This window comes from Streptomyces sp. YGL11-2 (assembly GCF_050054615.1).
In the GTDB taxonomy this organism is placed as follows: domain Bacteria; phylum Actinomycetota; class Actinomycetes; order Streptomycetales; family Streptomycetaceae; genus Streptomyces.
Genome location: NZ_JBNHIN010000058.1, coordinates 27484 through 44714, shown reverse-complemented (window position 1 = coordinate 44714; position 17231 = coordinate 27484). Strand labels below are relative to the sequence as shown.

Below are 17231 nucleotides of genomic sequence, written 5' to 3'. Positions count from 1 at the left end.
TGGCCGTCTACCGCGAACCGCGGTTCGCGGACGCCTACCGCCGCGCCCTGGAGGAAGCCTTCGCCGGTGGAGCCGCGGCCGGTTACGCCCGGGACACGGTGCTGGCCATGGGGCGCTGGCCGTTCCGCCTGTCCGAGATCACCGTCCCCGTCGACATCTGGTACGGCGAACGCGACACCGGCCACTCCCCCGACAACGGCGCGTTCCTGGCCACCCGCATTCCCGGCGCCGAGCGCCATCTGGTTCCGGATGCCGGCGGCGCTCTGCTGTGGACACACGCCGACGCCGTCCTCGCCTCGCTGCTCCGGAGAGCCGGGGTGGCCGGGGTGGCCGGGGTAGCCGGGGTGACGTCCGGCGGGACGCCGTGAAGGCACGTCCCGGCCGTAGGAGATCGTCCGGCGCGATCGCGCGGTCACGCCGTACCGGACCGCCCGGTGGACGCTAACGTCAAGGCCACCGGACAAGAGCGAGCACGCACCGAAGGAGAGGGCAGCCCCATGGACGCCGAGCAGGCCCGTGCCCGTATCGCCGCCATCCGCGCGGCCGGCGGAAAGGTGACCACCGAGGAACTGGACGAGCTGTGGGCCGCCCTGGAGCCGGTGCGGCCCGAGGACATCCTCGGTCCCTGGAAGGGCAGCGCGTTCGTCACCGGGCACCGTGTCGAGGGCCTGCTGAAGGCCGCCAACTGGCATGGCAAGGACTTCCGTTCCCTCTCCGACGTACGGCCGCTGATCTGCCGCGGCCCGGACGGGGAGCTGTTCTCCCACGTCGAGGCGGGCAAGGGCGAGGCCAGCTTGTGGATGGTCGAATTCCGCGGGGAGTCGACCGCCTCGATGGTGTACGACGGCCAGCCCGTCATCGACCACTTCAAGCGCGTCGACGACACCACCCTCCTGGGCGTCATGAACGGCAAGGACGTCCTCGACGACGGCCGGTACTTCTACTTCCTCCTCGACCGAGACTGACCCGGACGCCGCACCGCGACAACCGCGCCCGCCCTCATCCCACCCCGCCCCGGCGTCCAACACCCCAGGAAATCATGCGCATTCAAGCAGCCCTCGTCGAGTCTCCCGGCGGGCCGTTCACCGTCCACGACGACCTCGTCATCGCCGCGCCGCGGCCGGACGAGATCCTGGTCAGGATGACGGCCGCGGGCATCTGCCACACCGACCTCAGCGCCCGGCAGAACTGGCCGGCGGAGCGCAGCCCGATGGTCTTCGGGCACGAGGGCGCGGGCGTCGTCGAGGCCGTGGGCGAGGAGGTCGACAGCGTCCGGCCCGGCGACAGTGTCGCTCTGAGCTACCGCAGCTGCACCACCTGCGGCCAGTGCAGCGCCCGTCACCCCGCCTACTGCGAGACCGGCATCCTCGCCCTCAACGCCAGCGGCGCGCGCCCCGACGGCACCACTCCCCTCACCCGGACCAACGGCGACACCGTCTTCGGCAACTTCTTCGGCCAGTCCGCGTTCGCCAGCCACGCCATCGCGCACCGCAGCAATGTCGTCAAGGTGCCCGACGACCTCCCGGCCGCGATCGCCGCGCCGCTCGGCTGCGGCGTGCAGACCGGCGTCGGCACGGTCCTCAACGTGCTGCGCCCGCCCCGGGGTTCGTCCGTGGTGGTCTTCGGCACCGGCAGCGTCGGCCTCAGCTCCGTCATGGCCGCGGTCGCCGAGGGCTGTGACGTCATCGCCGTCGATCCGCTTCCCGCCCGCCGCGCCAAGGCCCTGGAATTCGGCGCCACCGCGGCCGTCGACCCCACCGCCACCGACGACGTCGCCGAGGCCGTCCGCGACCTCACCGGCGGCGGGCCCCACCACGCCATCGACACCACCGGACAGGCCCAGGTGATCTCCCAGGCCATCACCGCGCTGCGCCGGCAAGGCACCCTGGCGCTGGTCGGCATCGGCGGCCAGGCCACGTTCGACATCATGACCGTGATGACCAAGGGCCTCCGGATCCGCGGGGTGATCGAAGGCGACGCCCGGCCCGCCGAGTTCATCCCGCACCTCATCGCGCTCCACCGCGAGGGGAAACTCCCCCTCCACGACATCATCACCGAGTTCCCGTTCGCCGAGATCGAGCGCGCCGCACAGGCCGCCTCCGCCGGCCAGGTCATCAAGCCCGTGCTCCGCTTCGGCTGAGCGCGCGCCCGGCGGCGGGCGGTCACCGCTGGGTGATGTCCGCGCTGACGATCGCGCCGCCGGACACCGTGTACGTTCCCCGGAACACCTTCGTCGAGCCGTCCGTCTGGGTCGCGTTGATCACGGCCGTGATCTGCCCGGCACCCTCCGCGTGCTCCACGCCGACCTCGATGTGCGCCGTCGTGTCGTAGCCCGCCTGCCAGTCCTGGTACGAGGCGCCGCCGATGTTCTGGCCGCCCAGCTTCCAGGCCGCCGCGAAGTCGTGGTCGTTGATGTCCCGATAGAACTGCTCCACCACCGCGCCCGCGTCGTCGGAGGTCGGTGCGGCGCTCGGTGCCAGGGCGTTGGGTGGGGTGTACAGGACGGTGGGGGTGTCGCCGTAGCCGGGTGTCACGGGGGCGGTGCCGGGGACTGGCGGCGGGGTGGTCCACGGGGTGGCGTCGACCGTCCGGGGCGAGGCGTCCGAGGGCGAGTGGAGCAGCAGGTAGGTCGCCACCCCGCCCCCGACGAGCACGGCCGCCAGCAGCCACAGCATCCAGCGCGGGAGGATGGTGGGGCCGACGCGGACGTAGTCGTCGGCTGCGGCGCGGGGCTGGTAGGTGCCGTGCCATGTGCCGTCCTGGCGAGGCGTTCCGCACCGCGGGCAGAGGGACGCCGCGGTGCCGCCGAGGTCCGCACCGCAGCGTAAGCAGGATGGCATGGTCGTCTCCCCCGGCGTCCTGATGTCCAGCGTCCTGGCGTTCCGGTGTACTTCGCGGGCGTCCCGGCGTCCCCGGGCCCCGGCCCGTGGCTGTGGCTCGTGGCTTGTGGCCTTTGGCTTCTACAGGCCGCGGATCGCCTCTTCGATCGTCACCGCCAAGGAGGCGAGGGCCGTGAATCCCGGTACGGCCTCCACGAGGCCCTTGGCGAACAGCTTCAGCTTGCCCTTGCGCGGCGTCTCCGCGGTGACCTCCTCGCGCGCGTCCTCGGCGGCCTCGATCAGGTCGCCGCGCTCGGGGTGACCGGACCGGCCGAGTTCGTCGATCAGCCGGGACAGCAGGTCGCCGATCTCCTGGGCCGACGGCTGCCGCCCGCCGTCACCTTGGGACAGCCCGCTGTTCTGCACCTCGGCCCGCGCGCCCCGGCCGCTCGCCACGGCGTTGCCGACGACGTTCGAGCCGCCGGTCGCGATGATCCCGTCGTTCCTCCGCATCGCTCCTCCTCGTCCCCTTCCGTTGTCAGTCCAGTCGCACCAGAGGGATCTTGTTGAGAATGTTCATCGACACCCGGGACTTCTCACCGGTCGCGACCGAACTGGATTCCACCTTCGCGCCCTGGGTCGCGATGATGCCGTTGTTGATGATGATTTCCTGACGCTGCACCAGTTCACTCACGTCGATGCCCCGCGCCTCGGCGAATTCCACGAGGGCGTCCAGCACCCGCTTTTCGACGGTCTTGAGGACCATGCCGCAGTCGGCCTTCTGGAAATAGCGGTGGTGCCTGCCGTCCGCCGCCTTCTGCCGCACGCTCTGCCGCGCCCCGTAGTCGAAGTTCCTCAGCTGGGTGATGAGTTTGTACTGCCGACGCAGCCGCCAGAACATCCAGTAGTCCGGGGAGAATCCGGCGACCGCGCGCACGGGCGAGGCGAACAGCACGAACACGGTGCTCACCAGCGTCTGCGCGAGCAGTTCGAGGACATCACGCACCGGCGGGCGCGGCATGAGGGTGTCGATGACCCGGTAGCGGTCGAGCAACGGGCACAACACCGTTTGCACGGCCTCGACATAGAGATTGGAGTCCGAACGGAAGAACCGCAGGAAGAGCGACGTGACCAACTCGCCGCCCCAGCCGCTGGAATGCACCACCAGATAGGGGCGGGCCCCCTCCTCGGGCGCCCGCTTCAGCTCGTCCATCCGGTCCTGTGGGATCGAGGCGACGGGCCGGCCGAGCGGGTCCGGCAGGAAGCGCCGGTCGCCCAGGAGGGTCGCGCCGTCCGCGAAGAGGCGCTCTTCGATCTCCAGGCAGGGCAGGGACAACGCGCCTACGCGCTGGGCGATATGGGCGTAGAGATCCTTCACGTCGAAGTCCCGCGCCGTCACCCCCGCCCCGCTCGACGTGGTGACGTCGAACGTCAGGGACCACGATTCGAGTTCGTTCCCGTAGCCGATGAACGGTGAATAGCCGCTGTACGCCGTGACGTTCCCATGGGCGTAATCGCCGATCTGCCGCAGTCCGGCGGCGATCTCGGGATTGAGCGGTGGGGGCGCGGCCGCGGGGTCGAAGCGCCCCGGGCGGAGGCCCTGGAGGTGGCGCCCGTATTTCGTCGAGAGTTCGAAGGAGAACACCGTGACCCAGGCGAAGAGCAGCATCAGCAGGGTGGCGTCCGGTCTGCCGGCCCAGAAGGTGAACACGACGGCCAGCACGAACAGGGCGGCGAGCAGCAGATCCCGGCTGTGTCGGCGGGCGTTGGCCCGGTAGGCGTGCCGGAGCACGACGGGTACGTCGCACGCCGGGGCCATCGCCACCCCCAGATGGGGTTCGGCCGCGATCTCCCTGATGAGCGACCTGGCGTACTCGCGATGGAGATAGGTCGCGGCGCACAGATACCGGGTCAGGTCCCGACCGCCGCCCCAGCGCGGCGCGTTGGCGGAGCGGCTGGCCGCGGCGCGCGTGAACGTGGACCCGTTGGACGGCACGGCGGCGGAGCCACCGCCCGTGGCGGGCGCGAAGGTCGATCCGGCGGCCGACGCTGCGGCGGAGCGGCTGCCGGCGGCGGGCGCGAAGGTGGAGCCCTTGGACAGGTTCGCCGGGGGCGGTGTCGCGCCGGCCGACGGCGACGGCGCCGCGGGGGTCCCGCCGGTCGCCAGGGCCCCGCCGCACTTGCCGCAGAACGTGGCACCCGGAGCCGATCCCCAGCCGCAGCGAGGGCACGAAGCAGAAGAGGCAGAAGGCGTCATCACTCCCCCGTGAAGGAGACAAACCCACGTTTCCCCAGTGCACCACAGGCACTCTCCAGGGCACCACCAGTGTGCGCTTTGAGGCTGGACCGTTACAGATCGCCGACACAGCACGGGAGTTGCACCAGGGATCCCAGTGACGACAGCGCCCACCCCCTCCCCGCTTTGTAACTACCAGTATGTACAATCTCCTCATGGACACCAGGGAACGACTCATCCAGAGCACCCGCGAGCTGCTGTGGGAGCGCGGCTACGTCGGCACCAGCCCGAAGGCGATCCTGGAGCGATCCGGAGCGGGTCAGGGAAGCATGTACCACCACTTCCACGGCAAACCCGATCTGGCGCTGGCCGCGATCAGCCGGAGCGCGGCGGACCTGCGGGAACGGGCGGAGGCCGAGTTCACCGCCTCCGGCACGGTGGTCGAGCGGGTCACCGCCTACCTGAGGCGGGAGCGGGACGCCCTGAAGGGCTGCCCGGTCGGCCGCCTCACCCAGGACCCGGACGTGATGGCGGATCCGGAGCTGCGGAAACCGGTCGAGGAGACCTTCGACTGGCTCACCGACCGCCTGGCCGCGCTGCTCGCCCAGGGCCGCGCGAACGGCGAACTGGCCGCCGGGCTCGACCCCGCGGCCACGGCNTCGAGGAGACCTTCGACTGGCTCACCGACCGCCTGGCCGCGCTGCTCGCCCAGGGCCGCGCGAACGGCGAACTGGCCGCCGGGCTCGACCCCGCGGCCACGGCCACCGCGCTGGTCGCCGTACTCCAGGGCGGCTATGTGCTGGCCCGCGCCGCCGGTTCCGCCGAGGTCCACGCCCGCGCCGTCGACGGCGCCCTCGGTCTGCTCACCGCCCACTTCCGCCGCCGCTGATCCGCGGACGCCCGCACCACCCGAGAGGAAGCCACCGCCATGCCACTCGTCCGCATCGACGCGCTGCGCGCCGACAGCGACCGGCTCGCCGCGCTCGGCCGCGCCGTGCACGACGCCCTCATCGAGACGATCGGCATCCCGCCGGACGACCACTTCCAGATCCTGGTCAGCCACGACGGCACCAACAGCACACTGCACTACGGCGGTTACTTCGGCATCGACCGCGACGACGACATCGTGTACGTCGCGATCACCCTGCGCTCCGGACGCACGCCGGCCCAGAAGCAGGCCCTGTACCGCCGGATCGCCGACCTGGCCCACGCCTACGCGGGAACCGCACCGCGCAACGTCTTCGTCACCCTGACCGAGAACGCGTCGATCGACTGGTCGCTCGGCAACGGGGAAGCCCAGTACGCCACTTCCACCCCTGCAGCCGACGGCACGCCGTCCCCGGCCGCCGGGACCACGGCCGGGGCGTAACCACGGACGCGCCGGTGGCACCGTCCTGCACTCGGCAGGGCACGAGCTACGCCTGGAGACCCGGCCATGGCAGCGATCTCGCCCTAGGCGAAACCCATGAGGGCAGGGGACTCCCCCTCAGCCTGACTCCGTCGGGCATCCTGGGGTGGTCGAGGTCAGCCGCCCGCACCAAGGAGACTGGCGGCGACTCCTACGAGAGCCTTTGTGCTTGCGCGTTCGTCATGCCCGCCGTCCTGGAGCGTCTGCCGTGGCGAGGGTCCAGAGGGTGTCGACGCGGCAGTGTGACGACCGGTCAGGGCGATGCCGAGGTGTGCTGCCGAACATCCCGCCAGCCGGGTCGGGCGCTGCCCGATCGCAGGTCAGTGGCGGTCCGGCCAGGAAAGGTCGGGGTCCATCACATGGAGGATCTGCAGCGAGATCAGGCGTAGTTGTTCGATCTGCTCGGGTTCCAGGGGGTCCAGAACGAGTGACCGTACGTGCCGGACGTGGCCGGGTGCACTGTCGGCCAGCTTCCGGTAGCCCTCCTCGGTGAGGAGGGCGTTGGTGTAGCGGCCGTCGTCGGGGCAGGGCTCCCGGCGTACGTAGTCGTGTCCCTCCAGTCGCTTGACGACGTGCGACAGGCGGGAGAGCGAGCCGTTGGCGAGGACGGCGAGCTCACTCATCCGCAGCGTGCGCTCCGGCGCGTCGGAGAGGGCGGCCAGCACGAGGTACTCGAACTGGTTCAGGCCGGCATCGCTCCGAAGCTGGGCATCCAGGGCGGCGGGCAGCTTGATGAGCATCGCGCTGAACGCCTTCCAGGCGTCCAGCTCGGATGCGCTCAGCCAGCGCGGCTCGTCCTTGCTCATGCCCACGACCCTACCCCATCACTTGACGCTTCAAGTGATGGGTTCTATTTTAGTTGAAGCTTCAATCTAGCCGCGGCCCTGCGTGACCTTCATGATCGGAATCACATGAACACCTTCCTCTGGATCCTCACCGGACTCCTCGCCGTCCTGTTCCTCGCCGCCGGTGCAGCCAAGCTGCTCCAGCCCAAAGAGAAGGTCGTCGCAACCTCCGGCGCCTGGGCGGCGGACTACTCACCCGGCACGATCAAGGCGATCGGCCTGCTGGAGATCCTCGGCGCCCTGGGCGTCGTCCTGCCTGCCGCCGTCGATACCGCCGTCGCCCTGGTGCCCGCCGCAGCCACCGGACTCGGACTCCTCATGATCGGCGCCGGCGCCGTGCACGCCAGGCGCGGCGAAGGCCGAAACGTCGCGGTGAACGCCCTCCTGCTGGCCATGGCGGCCGTCGTGGCCTGGGGACGATTCGGACCGTACGCCTTCTGACGGCGAGCGCTGCAGAACCGCCGGGGTCTGCCCGGTCCCCACTTCCAGAGGCGAGCTCCCGCGTCGAGCCCAGGCCCATCGTCATCAGGTGCCCAAGCGTCGGTGGCACGCACTCAACCTTGACCGGCACGGACATCCTTGAGCGGTCGACCGCCGCCCCGAGGAAACCCATCGAGCACATCACGACTTGCCACTGGACTCTCCGGGTGGGGCGGGTTCGAGTCCAGTCTCCCAACAGAAGGAGAACGCACTGGATGGAGGCCAGTGAACTGAGGCCGGTTGAGGAGGAGTTGTCCCGTTCAGGCATCGCGGCCCCTTATCGCGGCCCCTTCTGGGCCGCCTGGGGCGTCGCGGCTGGAATACGCCTTGTCGCCGCGGACGCGGTTCGGGCGGCGGGCACGGCCGGACCGGCCCCTCCGCCCGATCCGACCGGGCCGGCCAGGACTGCTCTCTCGGGAGCCGGCGCCGCCCGACGTTCCCACGCCGCCGGCACCGCCGCCCTTGCCGCCCTCCCCGACGAAGACCCGCAACTGATGTCCCGGCCCCACCGTGATGCGGCCCGTGGCGTACGTACCGCCGTCCGAATCGTCCGATCGCAGCCCCGAAAGCGCCGCCAAGGACCCATCGTTCAAAACTCGCCCGGGCCGTCCAAGGAAAGGGCCACCTCACAGCTATGTCGGCGAGCCTGCGCCCGCCCGGCAAACCACCCCTACGCTTGCAGCACGGTAGTTGTCACCTTCGGCGCCCACTGGTGACCACCAGCCTCTCCACGACGGCCGGCTTCCTGATCGTCGGCTCAGCGAGGCTCGCCGAACCAGCGGGCGAGCGCCGGTTCCAGGTCATCCGCGCCTGCCCAGCACACGTAGCCGTCCGGCCGTATGAGCATCGGCTCGGTATCGGCGCCCTGACCCACCCGGTCCACCCGGTCCGACCAGGGGCCGGCGACCCTGGCGAACCTGTCGGCCGGGTCCAGCAGGATGCCGCGCCCGGACCGCAGCAGTTCGTGCACCCGAGCCGGGCCGAGGCCCAGGTCCGGTGCGGGCCGGCCGACGAGCGGATGGGTTTCGGTGCCCGGCATCGGGTACCGGATGGCCATCCCGGACATCAGGTCGGCCAGATAGTGCTGGACGTCCGGCAGTTGGGCCATGGCCGTGAAGATCTCTCGGGCGGCCAGCACCTCCGGATCACGGGTGCCGGCCCAGTCCATCAGCAGGCTCTGTGCCCGGACGTTGCGCAATACGGCGGCCCCGGCCGGATGCCGTTCCGCGTGATACGTGTCGAGCAGGTCCTTCGGTGCCCAGCCGTGCACGGCGGCGCCGAGCTTCCAACCGAGGTTGAGCGCGTCCTGCATCCCGGTGTTCATGCCCTGCGCGCCGAGTGGAAGGTGGACATGGGCGGCATCGCCCGCCAGGAACACCCGCCCGTGCCGGTACTGCTCGACCTGCCGTGACGCGTTGGTGATACGTCGGGCGTAGCGCAGTTCCCGCAGGTGCACCCGCGTTCCGAACACGGTGCTCAGACCGTTGCGGATTTCGTCCTCGGTGACCGGGACCTCCCTCGGCAGTGACTGGCCCGGCCCGCCGAGGACCAGTCGACGCAGCTGCCTGCCCTGTGGATCGGTGCCGAGCGGGAACAGTGCCGCCCAGTGCCCGTCCTCGTTCCAGGTGTGCGACGTGGACGGATCGACGCCGCCCAGCCGCACGTCGGCGGCGGTGATCGTCAACGTACCGGGCTGACCGGGGAACCCGGCACGCAGTAGCGACCGTACGGTGCTGTGGGCTCCGTCGGCGGCGACGAGGTAACGGGAGCGGAGGGTGGCGCCGTTGGCGAAGGTCGCGGTGACACCGTTGTCGTCCTGGGCGAGGCCGACCAGTTCGTGGTCCCTCCGGGCATGGAGGCCGTGCGCGGCGAGGTGCTGCTCGAAGAACCCCTCGATCACCACCTGCGGCACGGACCGCCAGGGCAGACGGTGCCCGTTGGAGTGGAGCGGGAGTGGGATACCGGCGAAGTGGCCGGTGGTGACGGGGTGATCTCCGGTGGCCAACAAGGGCTCCAGCAGCCCTCGTTGGTCGAGCGCCTCCAGTGTGCGGGACTGCACGCCGCCTGCCTTGGACAGGTCGCTGCGCTGCGACAGCCTGTCGACCAGCACGGTCGACACCCCCGCCATCAGCAGTTCGTTGGCCAGCGTCATTCCGGTCGGGCCGGCGCCGACGATGAGCACATCGGTGTCCATGGACTCTCCTTCTGGTTGTGTCGATCAGGACAGAAGCAACGCTCCGCCGGCCGAGCCGCCCGAGCCAGAAACCGGCTCGATTGCGTTGGTATCTGACGCCGCCTAACCTCGGTTCGGTGGAATCCGACTACGACGAGCTGGATCGTCGGCTCGTGCACGCCCTGCAGATCGACGGCCGTGCCCCGTTCAGCACCATTGCCGAGGTTCTCGGCGTGTCGGATCGCACCGTCGCCCGCCGGTACGCCCGGTTGCGGTCGGCCGGGGCGGTACGGGTGCTGGGCGGGGTCGACCCCACCGCACTGGGCGCCATCCTGTGGTTCCTGCGGGTGCGATGCGCGCCCGCAGCGTCGCTCCCGGTCGCCGAGGCGCTCGCCAGACGCCCCGACACGTCATGGGTGAGCCTCAGCTCCGGCGGCACCGAGATCACCTGCGTGGTCCGTACCGAGAGCGAGGCGGACAGCGAGGCACTGTTGCTGGCCAAACTCCCCCGCACCCCGCGCGTCGAGGGCGTGACCGCGCACTCCGTGCTGCACGCCTTCTACGGCGGCCCGGACAACCTGGTCGGAAAACTCGGGTCGTTGGACGCGGAGGCGATCGAGCGACTGCGCCCGCCTCCGGTGCCGCATCGACGGGGACCGGTGCGGCTCGACGACGGCGACCGCAGGCTCCTCGCCCTGCTCGCCACCGACGGCCGGGCCGGGTTCGAGCAGTTGGCCGCGGCGACCGGCTGGTCGCCGACGACGGTCCGGCGCCGGATGACGGAGCTGCGCGAACACGGCCTGCTCTATCTCGACATCGACGTCGACTGGCGCATGTTCGGCGTGAACGCCCGAACCCTGCTCTGGCTCTCGGTCGCCCCCGCACACCTGGAGGAGGCCGGTCAGGCGCTGGCCGGGCATCCGGAGATCGCGTTCGCCGCCGCCACGACCGGCCCGACCAACCTGTACGCGAGCGTGGTGTGCACGAACCAACGGGAGCTGTACCGGTACCTGACCACCCGGGTCGCCGCACTCCCCGCCATCACACACGTCGAAACGGCACCAGTGATCAGGACCGTCAAGCAGGCAGGGAACCGGACATAGCAACCGACCGGCCCCCTGCTGTTTCGCATCGCGCAAAGCGCACTGCTGTCACCAGGTCGGCGCGCTACCTGTCACCGGCAGCGAGCGAAGCACGGTGGGTGTCACCGGCTCCGGCGCTGTGCCGGCCGCCTGGCTGCACAGCGGCCCCGACCGGTCAGCCCGGCTGCTCCCTCCGACGGCCCTGGTGACAACACGCTGCCTTGGTGACACCCATCGAGCTTCGGCTCACCAACACGGTGTGACTGATCGTACGAAGGACCGGAACCAACCCGCCAACAAGGTAACGAGCGTTTCGGTTGGCGAGTTGGGTGTCTCCCTACCGCTCACGACACCGTCGTGAGCGCGCCGGACCCGTGGTCGTTGCCGCCCCGACCGGCCGGTACCGCCGATGGCCGTACCGCCGCGATCGGGGCGGTGGTGCATCTGCCGGCCACCGCCATCGAGGAGGGCCGGGGCCTGTCCTCGATGAGCGGCGTCCTGGCCGACAGCGCCTAGCGTCTGCTGTCGGCCTGGCGGCCCGGCCTCACTTCAGGTGCCGGCCGAAGAACCGGTCCCCGTCCTTCATCTCGAACCACGGGGTGCCGACGTGCCCGCCCATGTTGGCGTGCAGCGTCTTCTCCTTGGTGCCGAAGGCGTCGAACAGGTCCAGGGCCCGCTGCCGGGGGTTCCCTTCGTCGTCCCACTGCAGCAGGAACAGCAGCGGAATGGTGACCTGCCGGGCCTCCTCGCGCTGGGCGCGGGGCACGTAACCCCCGGCGAAGAAACCGGCTGCCGCGATGCGCGGCTCGACCACCGCCAGGCGGATGCCGACGGCGGTCCACCCCGAGTACCCGACCGGGCCGCCGATCTCGGGCAGCTCAAGGAGGGCATCCAGGGTGGTCCGCCAATCCGGGACCGCCTTTTCGACCAGCGGGCCGATGAAGGACTCGAAGATCTCGTCGACCGGCTCGCCTGCCTGCATCGCCCGGCGGAGGTCGGCGCGAGCCTGCTCGTCGGCGGTGGAACGGGGCCGGTCCCCGCACCCGGCGGCGTCGATGGTGGCCACCGCGTAGCCGGACGCCGCGGTGTGCCGGGCGCGGGCCACCAGCCGGGGTTCCCCCTTGGGCAGGCCGTTGTTGTGGGCCTTCAGGATCAGCGGGGCCGGTACGGCGGATTCCGGCGTCCACAGGGTGCCGGGGATCTCGCCGAGGGTGAATTCGCGCTCAAGGACGCCGTCGTCGAGGCGCCGTTCAGAAGTGAAGTGCATGGTCGTGCCTTTCGGGAGTGCTCAGAAACGGCGCTCCCGGACGACCTATCGTCCGACCGTGACCCCGGAGGGGAGCACCCATGTCGATACTGCGTTCACGGGTACCACCTCCTCGTTCTCTCGCACGGCCTCCAGAAAAGTAGCAGTGGTCGCCGTGGCCCGCCAACAGGTTTTTACGGAGGCTCCGTGGCCGGACGCCACGGCGCCACTCGCCTGGAGGCGGGCATGGGACCTGTGCGCTGTCCGTTCTGGCCCGGAGAGGCGAGGAACTGCGCGGATTGGCCGTTTGTGAGGGCTCTGGTCAGCTGTCGGTGGCAGGGTGCGCGGAGTGGACTACGAGGGACCGCAGTTCTTCGACGGCGCGGGTGCGTGCTCCGGCCGGTTCGGGTGCGGTCATCTCGGCTACGGCGAGGCGGACCGGTCGCGGGCTGCGGCTGAAGTGCCGGTCGATCGCGGCCATCATGTGGGGGTGGCTGCCCCATTCGCCGCCGATGACGATCAGCTCGGGGTCGGCGAGGGAGACGGCGGCTGCCAGCACGCCGCCGATCGCTCGGGCCAGGGCGGTCCGTGTCCGGTGCGCCGGTACGTCGTCGCCCGCGATCGCCGACCGCTGGGCCGCGACATCGATGGCGATCGATGCGGGCCGGCGCAGGCCGAGAGTGGCGAACACCTCCGCCAGCGGCATCGCGGCGCTACGCCGCCGACATCCGCGAGGCATTCGTCACCGGCTCCAGCCCCAGCGACTTCCCCGCCGAACACCACGAGCGCAACTGGACCGGCCGCTGCACCCTCGACGACCTCAACGAGACCGGCCGGCGCGGCATCGGACTCGGTTGAGGCGAACCCCTTCGCGGGCACGCGCCGCCGGGCAGACCCTGTCGTCTGCGTACCCCCAGAGGGCTGGCCGACCCCTTTCGCCAGGCCCGGCCGGCGGTGGTCGGTATGCCGAGGTCGTTGGTCGGATCAGTCCACGGTCCGGGGCAACTCGCCCAGATTCCCAGGCGCATTCACGCCCCCGGCACCTCGATCCTCCGCCTGCTGGCAGCCGTCTCTCAGGCGCGCATGGCGCCGTCGACCCGGAGGACCGTGCCGGTGACGTAGGAGGAGCGGTCGCCGGGGAGCCAGGCGGCGGACTGGGCGAACTCGTCCGGATCGGCGGCGCGGTCCAGCGGGGTCCGGGACCCGCCCTGACGGCCGCCCACCCCACCGAACCCCTCAACACGATCCGTCGACGCCCGCGGACGGCGGGTGCTGTCCCCCCGGCTCTGAGCCGTGATCAGAGTGGGACCGTCGGGCTTCATCCACGACGCGGCGCCACGAACGAATCACATCGGGAATCTGGTCGAGCAGGCCCTTCAAGGCGAACAGAAAAGCGGACACAACGCCAGCGGCGCCCAGAATGACCAGGACGATCTGCAGCTCCACGCTCGGGTCCCTCCCGCGGATGGAGGGTGGCCGAGCTGAGTGCAAACCGCATGCGGGATGGCAGGTGTCTCAGGCCGACCACCCTCGTGACGGATGATCAACTGAGGCCCTGCCGACGTACAGGCCGCGTGTGAAGTTGTCGCGATTGACGCAGTGCCAAATTCCATGGCAACCACGCCCGAAAGGGACGTCGGACCCATTCCCGTCGCAGCCAGCCAAGCTGGCCGTGCCATACGAACTCTAGACGCAAGTCCCCCCGGCTGTCTGCTCCTTCGGCCGACACCTCGTGGGTGCTGTCCTCCCCTCGCGGCCGCGCCGCCGATCTGAGACGGACTCCGCCTGGAGCTGGGCGCGCCTACCGACGTCGACCGTCGCCACTGAGCCGGCGATCGATCCGCCCGTTCCCGCTACGCCTCCATCCGGTCCCTGGAGCGATACGCCCGCCACGGCATCGAGCCGTCGCCCAGGACGTCGCCCAGCGCGCCCCGGCAGCCCGCCGCAAGCAGCTTTGACGGATCGCCAGCCCAGCCCACCGGCCCCACCCTGTCGGCGTCGGGTGACGCTGAACCCACGGTCATGGAGGCTGGAGGGCAGCGCTCCACACGGCGGGCCGAACCACTTCGCAATGTCCGGCGCGCGCTCGGAGACGGCCTTGATACGTGCGTCTGTGTGATCGCAGACGAACAGAATTTCATCGCCATTACATCGACGTGCATCACGGTGGGTAAGGCAGAGCAGGAACCGCGATCATCGCCGTGCCGTACGGGGGTTGGCACGGCCGCCACCTGCAACCCGGCGCCGGGTGTGCGCGGCGCCGGGTGAGGTGCCAGCCGTCCTCGCACCGACCCGCGCACGCGGTGGGGGCCGGCAGCCACACGGCGACATCATCGAGCCAGTGGCCCTCGCGGTCCTCGACCCCCTTGCGGTGGAGGGAGCACGTGGCCCAACTCCCCCACCAGCGCCGCTCCACCCGCTGCGGCATGGACGAGCTCAGCAGGATCCCCGTGCCTCAACTACTCGCGCCCCGGGACCGATGGCGGGCGAGGAACAGCCGGGCAGCGGCCTGACCGTTGGCGAACAGACGCTGGCGGGTGTCCGGGCTCAGCCCGAAGTCGGTGGCGGAGATGCCCGTTGTGTCGACGTAGATCGTGCGCCGGCCCACGCCCTCGTCCTGGAGGCGGTAACGATTCCAGTCGCCCCTGACCGTCTCCAGGCAACCGATAGCCATGCCCAGAACCGTCTTCACCGGACGGTCCGGCTTCGACTCGGGCCGGCCGGACAGCTTCACGCCCCAGGTGGGCCACCGGGGTTCGCGGCCGTCTGTCCGGTCGAACACTGTGATCGGGAAGTCGGACAGCAGTCCGCCGTCCACCCAGGTAGCGGTGCCGCGGTCGGTGCTGATCTGGACCGGCCGGAAGTAGAACGGGATGGACATTGACGCCCGTACCGCTTGCACCACCTCCTGCCGGTCGGGTTCCAGGCCGTACTCCGGGTAGTCCCAGGGCAGCCGTACCAGGACGCGGCGGGACACGTCGCTCGCGTGCACCACCAGGGAGTAGCGCTGATAGTCAGCCAGTGAACTGCAGGGGTCGTCCTCGCAGGAGATGGCGAGGTCGGCAAAGGTGGTCACGTTCACCTTGTCCAGCTCGTCGCCGAGCCATTTCACCAGGTAGTCGCTGGAGTGCGCGCCCCCGTGCAGCAGCGCCTCGACACCTTGGCCGAGCGGCCCGGTGAGGCGCTCCAGCGGCGGACCCCCGGCGAACCGGGCGTAGTCGACGGTGTCCATCACCTCCTGAAGCTCGTGCAGGTCCCTCTCGCTCCGCTGGTAGGCCGCGACGAGCGCGGCGACGATGGCACCGGCGCTGGTTCCGGCCACTCGGGGGAAGCTGTAGCCTGCGTCCGCCAGCTCCAGGACGGCACCGAGCAGTCCGATGCCCTTCACGCCGCCGCCCTCAAGGACCAGGTCGACCTTGTTGTCCTGCTGCTGAGACATGACCAGTTCGTCGGCACGGCCTGGCGGCCACTTGAGCCACGGCACGGCGCCGGTGACGTTCGTTCGGGCGCGGAGGCTGAGGGGAGATGTCGACGAGCGCGGCGCCCCGGCCGGTCACCATCGACGGGCGGCCGGCCTCGACGAGGAAGGCGCGGGTGAACAGTCCCTGGGCACGGGCGGGTTTCTCGGCGGCGTCTACGAGCACGCCCCGTTCCCCGCCGTGCTTCCGGCCGGAAGCACGGCAGGCGGTCTACGCGTGGGACGTGCCCGCGGACACGGGAATCGGGTGGTGCGTGGCCAGGGCCAGATCGAGGTCGGCTATCAGGTCCTCGGAATCCTCGAGCCCGACGGAGAGCCTGACCAGGCTGGCGGCGGGTCGGGCCTCGGGGGCGACGGGCCGGTGCGTCAGCGCCGCGGGGTGCTGGATCAGCGAGTCGACACCGCCCAGGGACACCGCGTGGGTGAACAGGCCGGTCGCCGAGACGACGCGCTCGGCTTGTTCGTACCCGCCGCGGAGATCGATGGAGATCATCGCCCCGGTGCCCTTCATCTGCCGGCTGAGCAGTCCCTGTGGGTCCCCCTCGATCCCGGGATAGTAGACGCGGGCGACGCTCGGGTGGGTCTTCAGCCACGAGGCGATGCGCTGAGCGTTCGCCTGCTGGGCACGTACCCGAACCGGAAGCGTGGCGAGCCCTCGGTGCAGGAGGTAGGCGCCGAGGGGGTGGAGCAGGCCGCCGGTGACGGCGCGGACCCGGCGCAGCGCGGATGCCTGCTCCTGGCCGCAGGCGATGACGCCGGCGACGACGTCGCCGTGCCCGCCGAGGTACTTGGTCGCGCTGTGCAGGACCATCGCGGCACCGAGGTCGATGGGGTTCTGCAGGATCGGCGTCGCGAAGGTGTTGTCGACGAGGACGGGGACACCGCGGGCGTCCTCGACGACGGCGCGGATGTCGACCAGTTCGAGGGTCGGGTTGGCAGGCGTCTCAAGCACGATCATCGCCGTGTCGGGGCGGATGGTGGCGGCAACGTCCGGCGCCGAACAGTAGGTCACCTCGGCCCCGAGGATGCCCGAGGCCAGCAGGTGGTCGGTCCCTCCGTAGAGGGGGCGGACGGCCAGGACGTGCCGGCGGCCGGTCTCCTTCATGGTCGCCAGGATTGCCGCGGTCATCGCAGCCATGCCCGAGGAGAACGCCACGGCGGTCTCGGCGTGCTCCAGCTGGGCGAGAGCCGACTCGAATCGCGCCACGGTCGGATTCCAGAGCCGTGCGTAGACGGCCCCGCCCTCGGCGTTCGGCGTCCCTCCGCCGGCCATGGCCTCGTAGGACAGGCCGCCGGCCTCGATGCTCGGGAGCGGACTGGTCGACGACAGGTCGATGGGCGGTGCGTGGACGCCGAGATCTGCCAGGTCCTCACGGCCGGCGTGGACGGCAAGGGAGTCGAGTTGCAGATACGACGAAGTCATGGCCCAGAGAGTGAAGCGATCCACAATAATCTGCAATAGTC

Annotated in this window: 19 protein-coding genes and 2 pseudogenes; 10 read left to right on the top strand and 11 right to left on the bottom strand. The window is 70.5% G+C overall.

All coding sequences use genetic code 11. The annotated features are described in order from the left end of the window. From ACO1BR_RS37505 to ACO1BR_RS37495, 3 genes are all read left to right on the top strand, one after another. Positions 1-368: alpha/beta fold hydrolase (locus tag ACO1BR_RS37505; protein ID WP_426799587.1), on the top strand; the 368-nt coding region annotated here is incomplete at its 5' end. A gap of 129 nt (positions 369-497) precedes the next feature. Beyond that, a complete protein-coding gene (locus ACO1BR_RS37500) occupies positions 498-965 on the top strand; it encodes a DUF4334 domain-containing protein (protein WP_426799586.1) in 468 nt (155 codons plus the stop codon). Between the two features lie 71 nt (positions 966-1036). Continuing rightward, positions 1037-2140 carry an NAD(P)-dependent alcohol dehydrogenase gene (locus tag ACO1BR_RS37495; RefSeq protein ID WP_426799589.1) on the top strand — a complete coding sequence of 368 codons (1104 nt, stop codon included), beginning with the start codon at positions 1037-1039 and terminating at the stop codon, positions 2138-2140. A gap of 22 nt (positions 2141-2162) precedes the next feature. Here ACO1BR_RS37495 and ACO1BR_RS37490 read toward each other — a convergent pair whose 3' ends face one another. The 3 genes from ACO1BR_RS37490 to ACO1BR_RS37480 all read right to left on the bottom strand — a co-directional run bounded on the left by ACO1BR_RS37490 (position 2163) and on the right by ACO1BR_RS37480 (position 4815). Next, on the bottom strand, positions 2163-2840 hold the full coding sequence (locus ACO1BR_RS37490; protein WP_426799585.1) for a hypothetical protein: 678 nt from the start codon (positions 2838-2840) through the stop codon (positions 2163-2165). Between the two features lie 120 nt (positions 2841-2960). Further along, a complete protein-coding gene (locus ACO1BR_RS37485; protein WP_426799584.1) occupies positions 2961-3332 on the bottom strand; it encodes a hypothetical protein in 372 nt (123 codons plus the stop codon). 25 nt (positions 3333-3357) lie between these two features. Then, entirely contained in the window at positions 3358-4815 is a 1458-nt protein-coding gene (locus tag ACO1BR_RS37480; RefSeq protein WP_426799583.1) for a zinc ribbon domain-containing protein, read from the bottom strand. A gap of 19 nt (positions 4816-4834) precedes the next feature. Here ACO1BR_RS37480 and ACO1BR_RS37475 point away from each other — a divergent pair, with 19 nt between their 5' ends. The 3 genes and pseudogenes from ACO1BR_RS37475 to ACO1BR_RS37465 all read left to right on the top strand — a co-directional run bounded on the left by ACO1BR_RS37475 (position 4835) and on the right by ACO1BR_RS37465 (position 6424). Further along, positions 4835-5089, top strand: coding sequence for a hypothetical protein (locus tag ACO1BR_RS37475; RefSeq protein WP_426799582.1), 255 nt, complete (start codon positions 4835-4837; stop codon positions 5087-5089). A gap of 181 nt (positions 5090-5270) precedes the next feature. Next, a pseudogene (locus tag ACO1BR_RS37470) lies at positions 5271-5929 on the top strand (TetR/AcrR family transcriptional regulator); the annotation flags it as partial. 54 nt (positions 5930-5983) lie between these two features. Then, a complete protein-coding gene (locus ACO1BR_RS37465) occupies positions 5984-6424 on the top strand; it encodes a tautomerase family protein (RefSeq protein ID WP_426799581.1) in 441 nt (146 codons plus the stop codon). 359 nt (positions 6425-6783) lie between these two features. On the opposite strand, the gene ACO1BR_RS37460 is transcribed toward ACO1BR_RS37465, so the two are convergent. After that, positions 6784-7269 carry a MarR family winged helix-turn-helix transcriptional regulator gene (locus tag ACO1BR_RS37460; RefSeq protein ID WP_426799580.1) on the bottom strand — a complete coding sequence of 162 codons (486 nt, stop codon included), beginning with the start codon at positions 7267-7269 and terminating at the stop codon, positions 6784-6786. 105 nt (positions 7270-7374) lie between these two features. Between ACO1BR_RS37460 and ACO1BR_RS37455 the strand changes: the two genes are divergently transcribed. Then, positions 7375-7749, top strand: a complete 375-nt coding sequence (locus ACO1BR_RS37455; RefSeq protein WP_426799579.1) for a DoxX family protein — start codon at positions 7375-7377, stop codon at positions 7747-7749. Positions 7750-8545: 796 nt separating this feature from the next. Here ACO1BR_RS37455 and ACO1BR_RS37450 read toward each other — a convergent pair. Continuing rightward, positions 8546-9982 (bottom strand): FAD-dependent monooxygenase, encoded by a 1437-nt coding sequence (locus ACO1BR_RS37450; protein WP_426799578.1) that lies wholly within the window; start codon positions 9980-9982, stop codon positions 8546-8548. 116 nt (positions 9983-10098) lie between these two features. Here ACO1BR_RS37450 and ACO1BR_RS37445 point away from each other — a divergent pair, with 116 nt between their 5' ends. Then, a complete protein-coding gene (locus tag ACO1BR_RS37445; RefSeq protein WP_426799577.1) occupies positions 10099-11064 on the top strand; it encodes an Lrp/AsnC family transcriptional regulator in 966 nt (321 codons plus the stop codon). A 336-nt stretch (positions 11065-11400) separates the two neighbouring features. Continuing rightward, positions 11401-11559 (top strand): hypothetical protein, encoded by a 159-nt coding sequence (locus tag ACO1BR_RS37440; protein WP_426799576.1) that lies wholly within the window; start codon positions 11401-11403, stop codon positions 11557-11559. 28 nt (positions 11560-11587) lie between these two features. On the opposite strand, the gene ACO1BR_RS37435 is transcribed toward ACO1BR_RS37440, so the two are convergent. Together ACO1BR_RS37435 and ACO1BR_RS37430 are read right to left on the bottom strand one after the other, a co-directional pair. Next, a complete protein-coding gene (locus ACO1BR_RS37435) occupies positions 11588-12310 on the bottom strand; it encodes a dienelactone hydrolase family protein (protein WP_426799575.1) in 723 nt (240 codons plus the stop codon). A gap of 301 nt (positions 12311-12611) precedes the next feature. Beyond that, entirely contained in the window at positions 12612-13028 is a 417-nt protein-coding gene (locus tag ACO1BR_RS37430; RefSeq protein WP_426799590.1) for a hypothetical protein, read from the bottom strand. Here ACO1BR_RS37430 and ACO1BR_RS37425 point away from each other — a divergent pair. After that, positions 12947-13147, top strand: a complete 201-nt coding sequence (locus ACO1BR_RS37425) for a YbiU family protein (protein WP_426799574.1) — start codon at positions 12947-12949, stop codon at positions 13145-13147. The genes ACO1BR_RS37430 and ACO1BR_RS37425 overlap by 82 nt on opposite strands. Positions 13148-13362: 215 nt before the next feature. Here the strand turns inward: ACO1BR_RS37425 and ACO1BR_RS37420 are convergent. The 4 genes and pseudogenes from ACO1BR_RS37420 to ACO1BR_RS37405 form a co-directional block, all read right to left on the bottom strand. Continuing rightward, positions 13363-13491 (bottom strand): annotated as a pseudogene (locus ACO1BR_RS37420) (SDR family oxidoreductase); the annotation flags it as partial. 34 nt (positions 13492-13525) lie between these two features. Further along, positions 13526-13735, bottom strand: a complete 210-nt coding sequence (locus ACO1BR_RS37415; RefSeq protein ID WP_426799573.1) for a hypothetical protein — start codon at positions 13733-13735, stop codon at positions 13526-13528. Positions 13736-14744: 1009 nt separating this feature from the next. Then, positions 14745-15728 carry a patatin-like phospholipase family protein gene (locus ACO1BR_RS37410; protein WP_426799572.1) on the bottom strand — a complete coding sequence of 328 codons (984 nt, stop codon included), beginning with the start codon at positions 15726-15728 and terminating at the stop codon, positions 14745-14747. 250 nt (positions 15729-15978) lie between these two features. Further along, entirely contained in the window at positions 15979-17190 is a 1212-nt protein-coding gene (locus ACO1BR_RS37405; RefSeq protein WP_426799571.1) for a trans-sulfuration enzyme family protein, read from the bottom strand. Positions 17191-17231 lie beyond the last annotated feature (41 nt).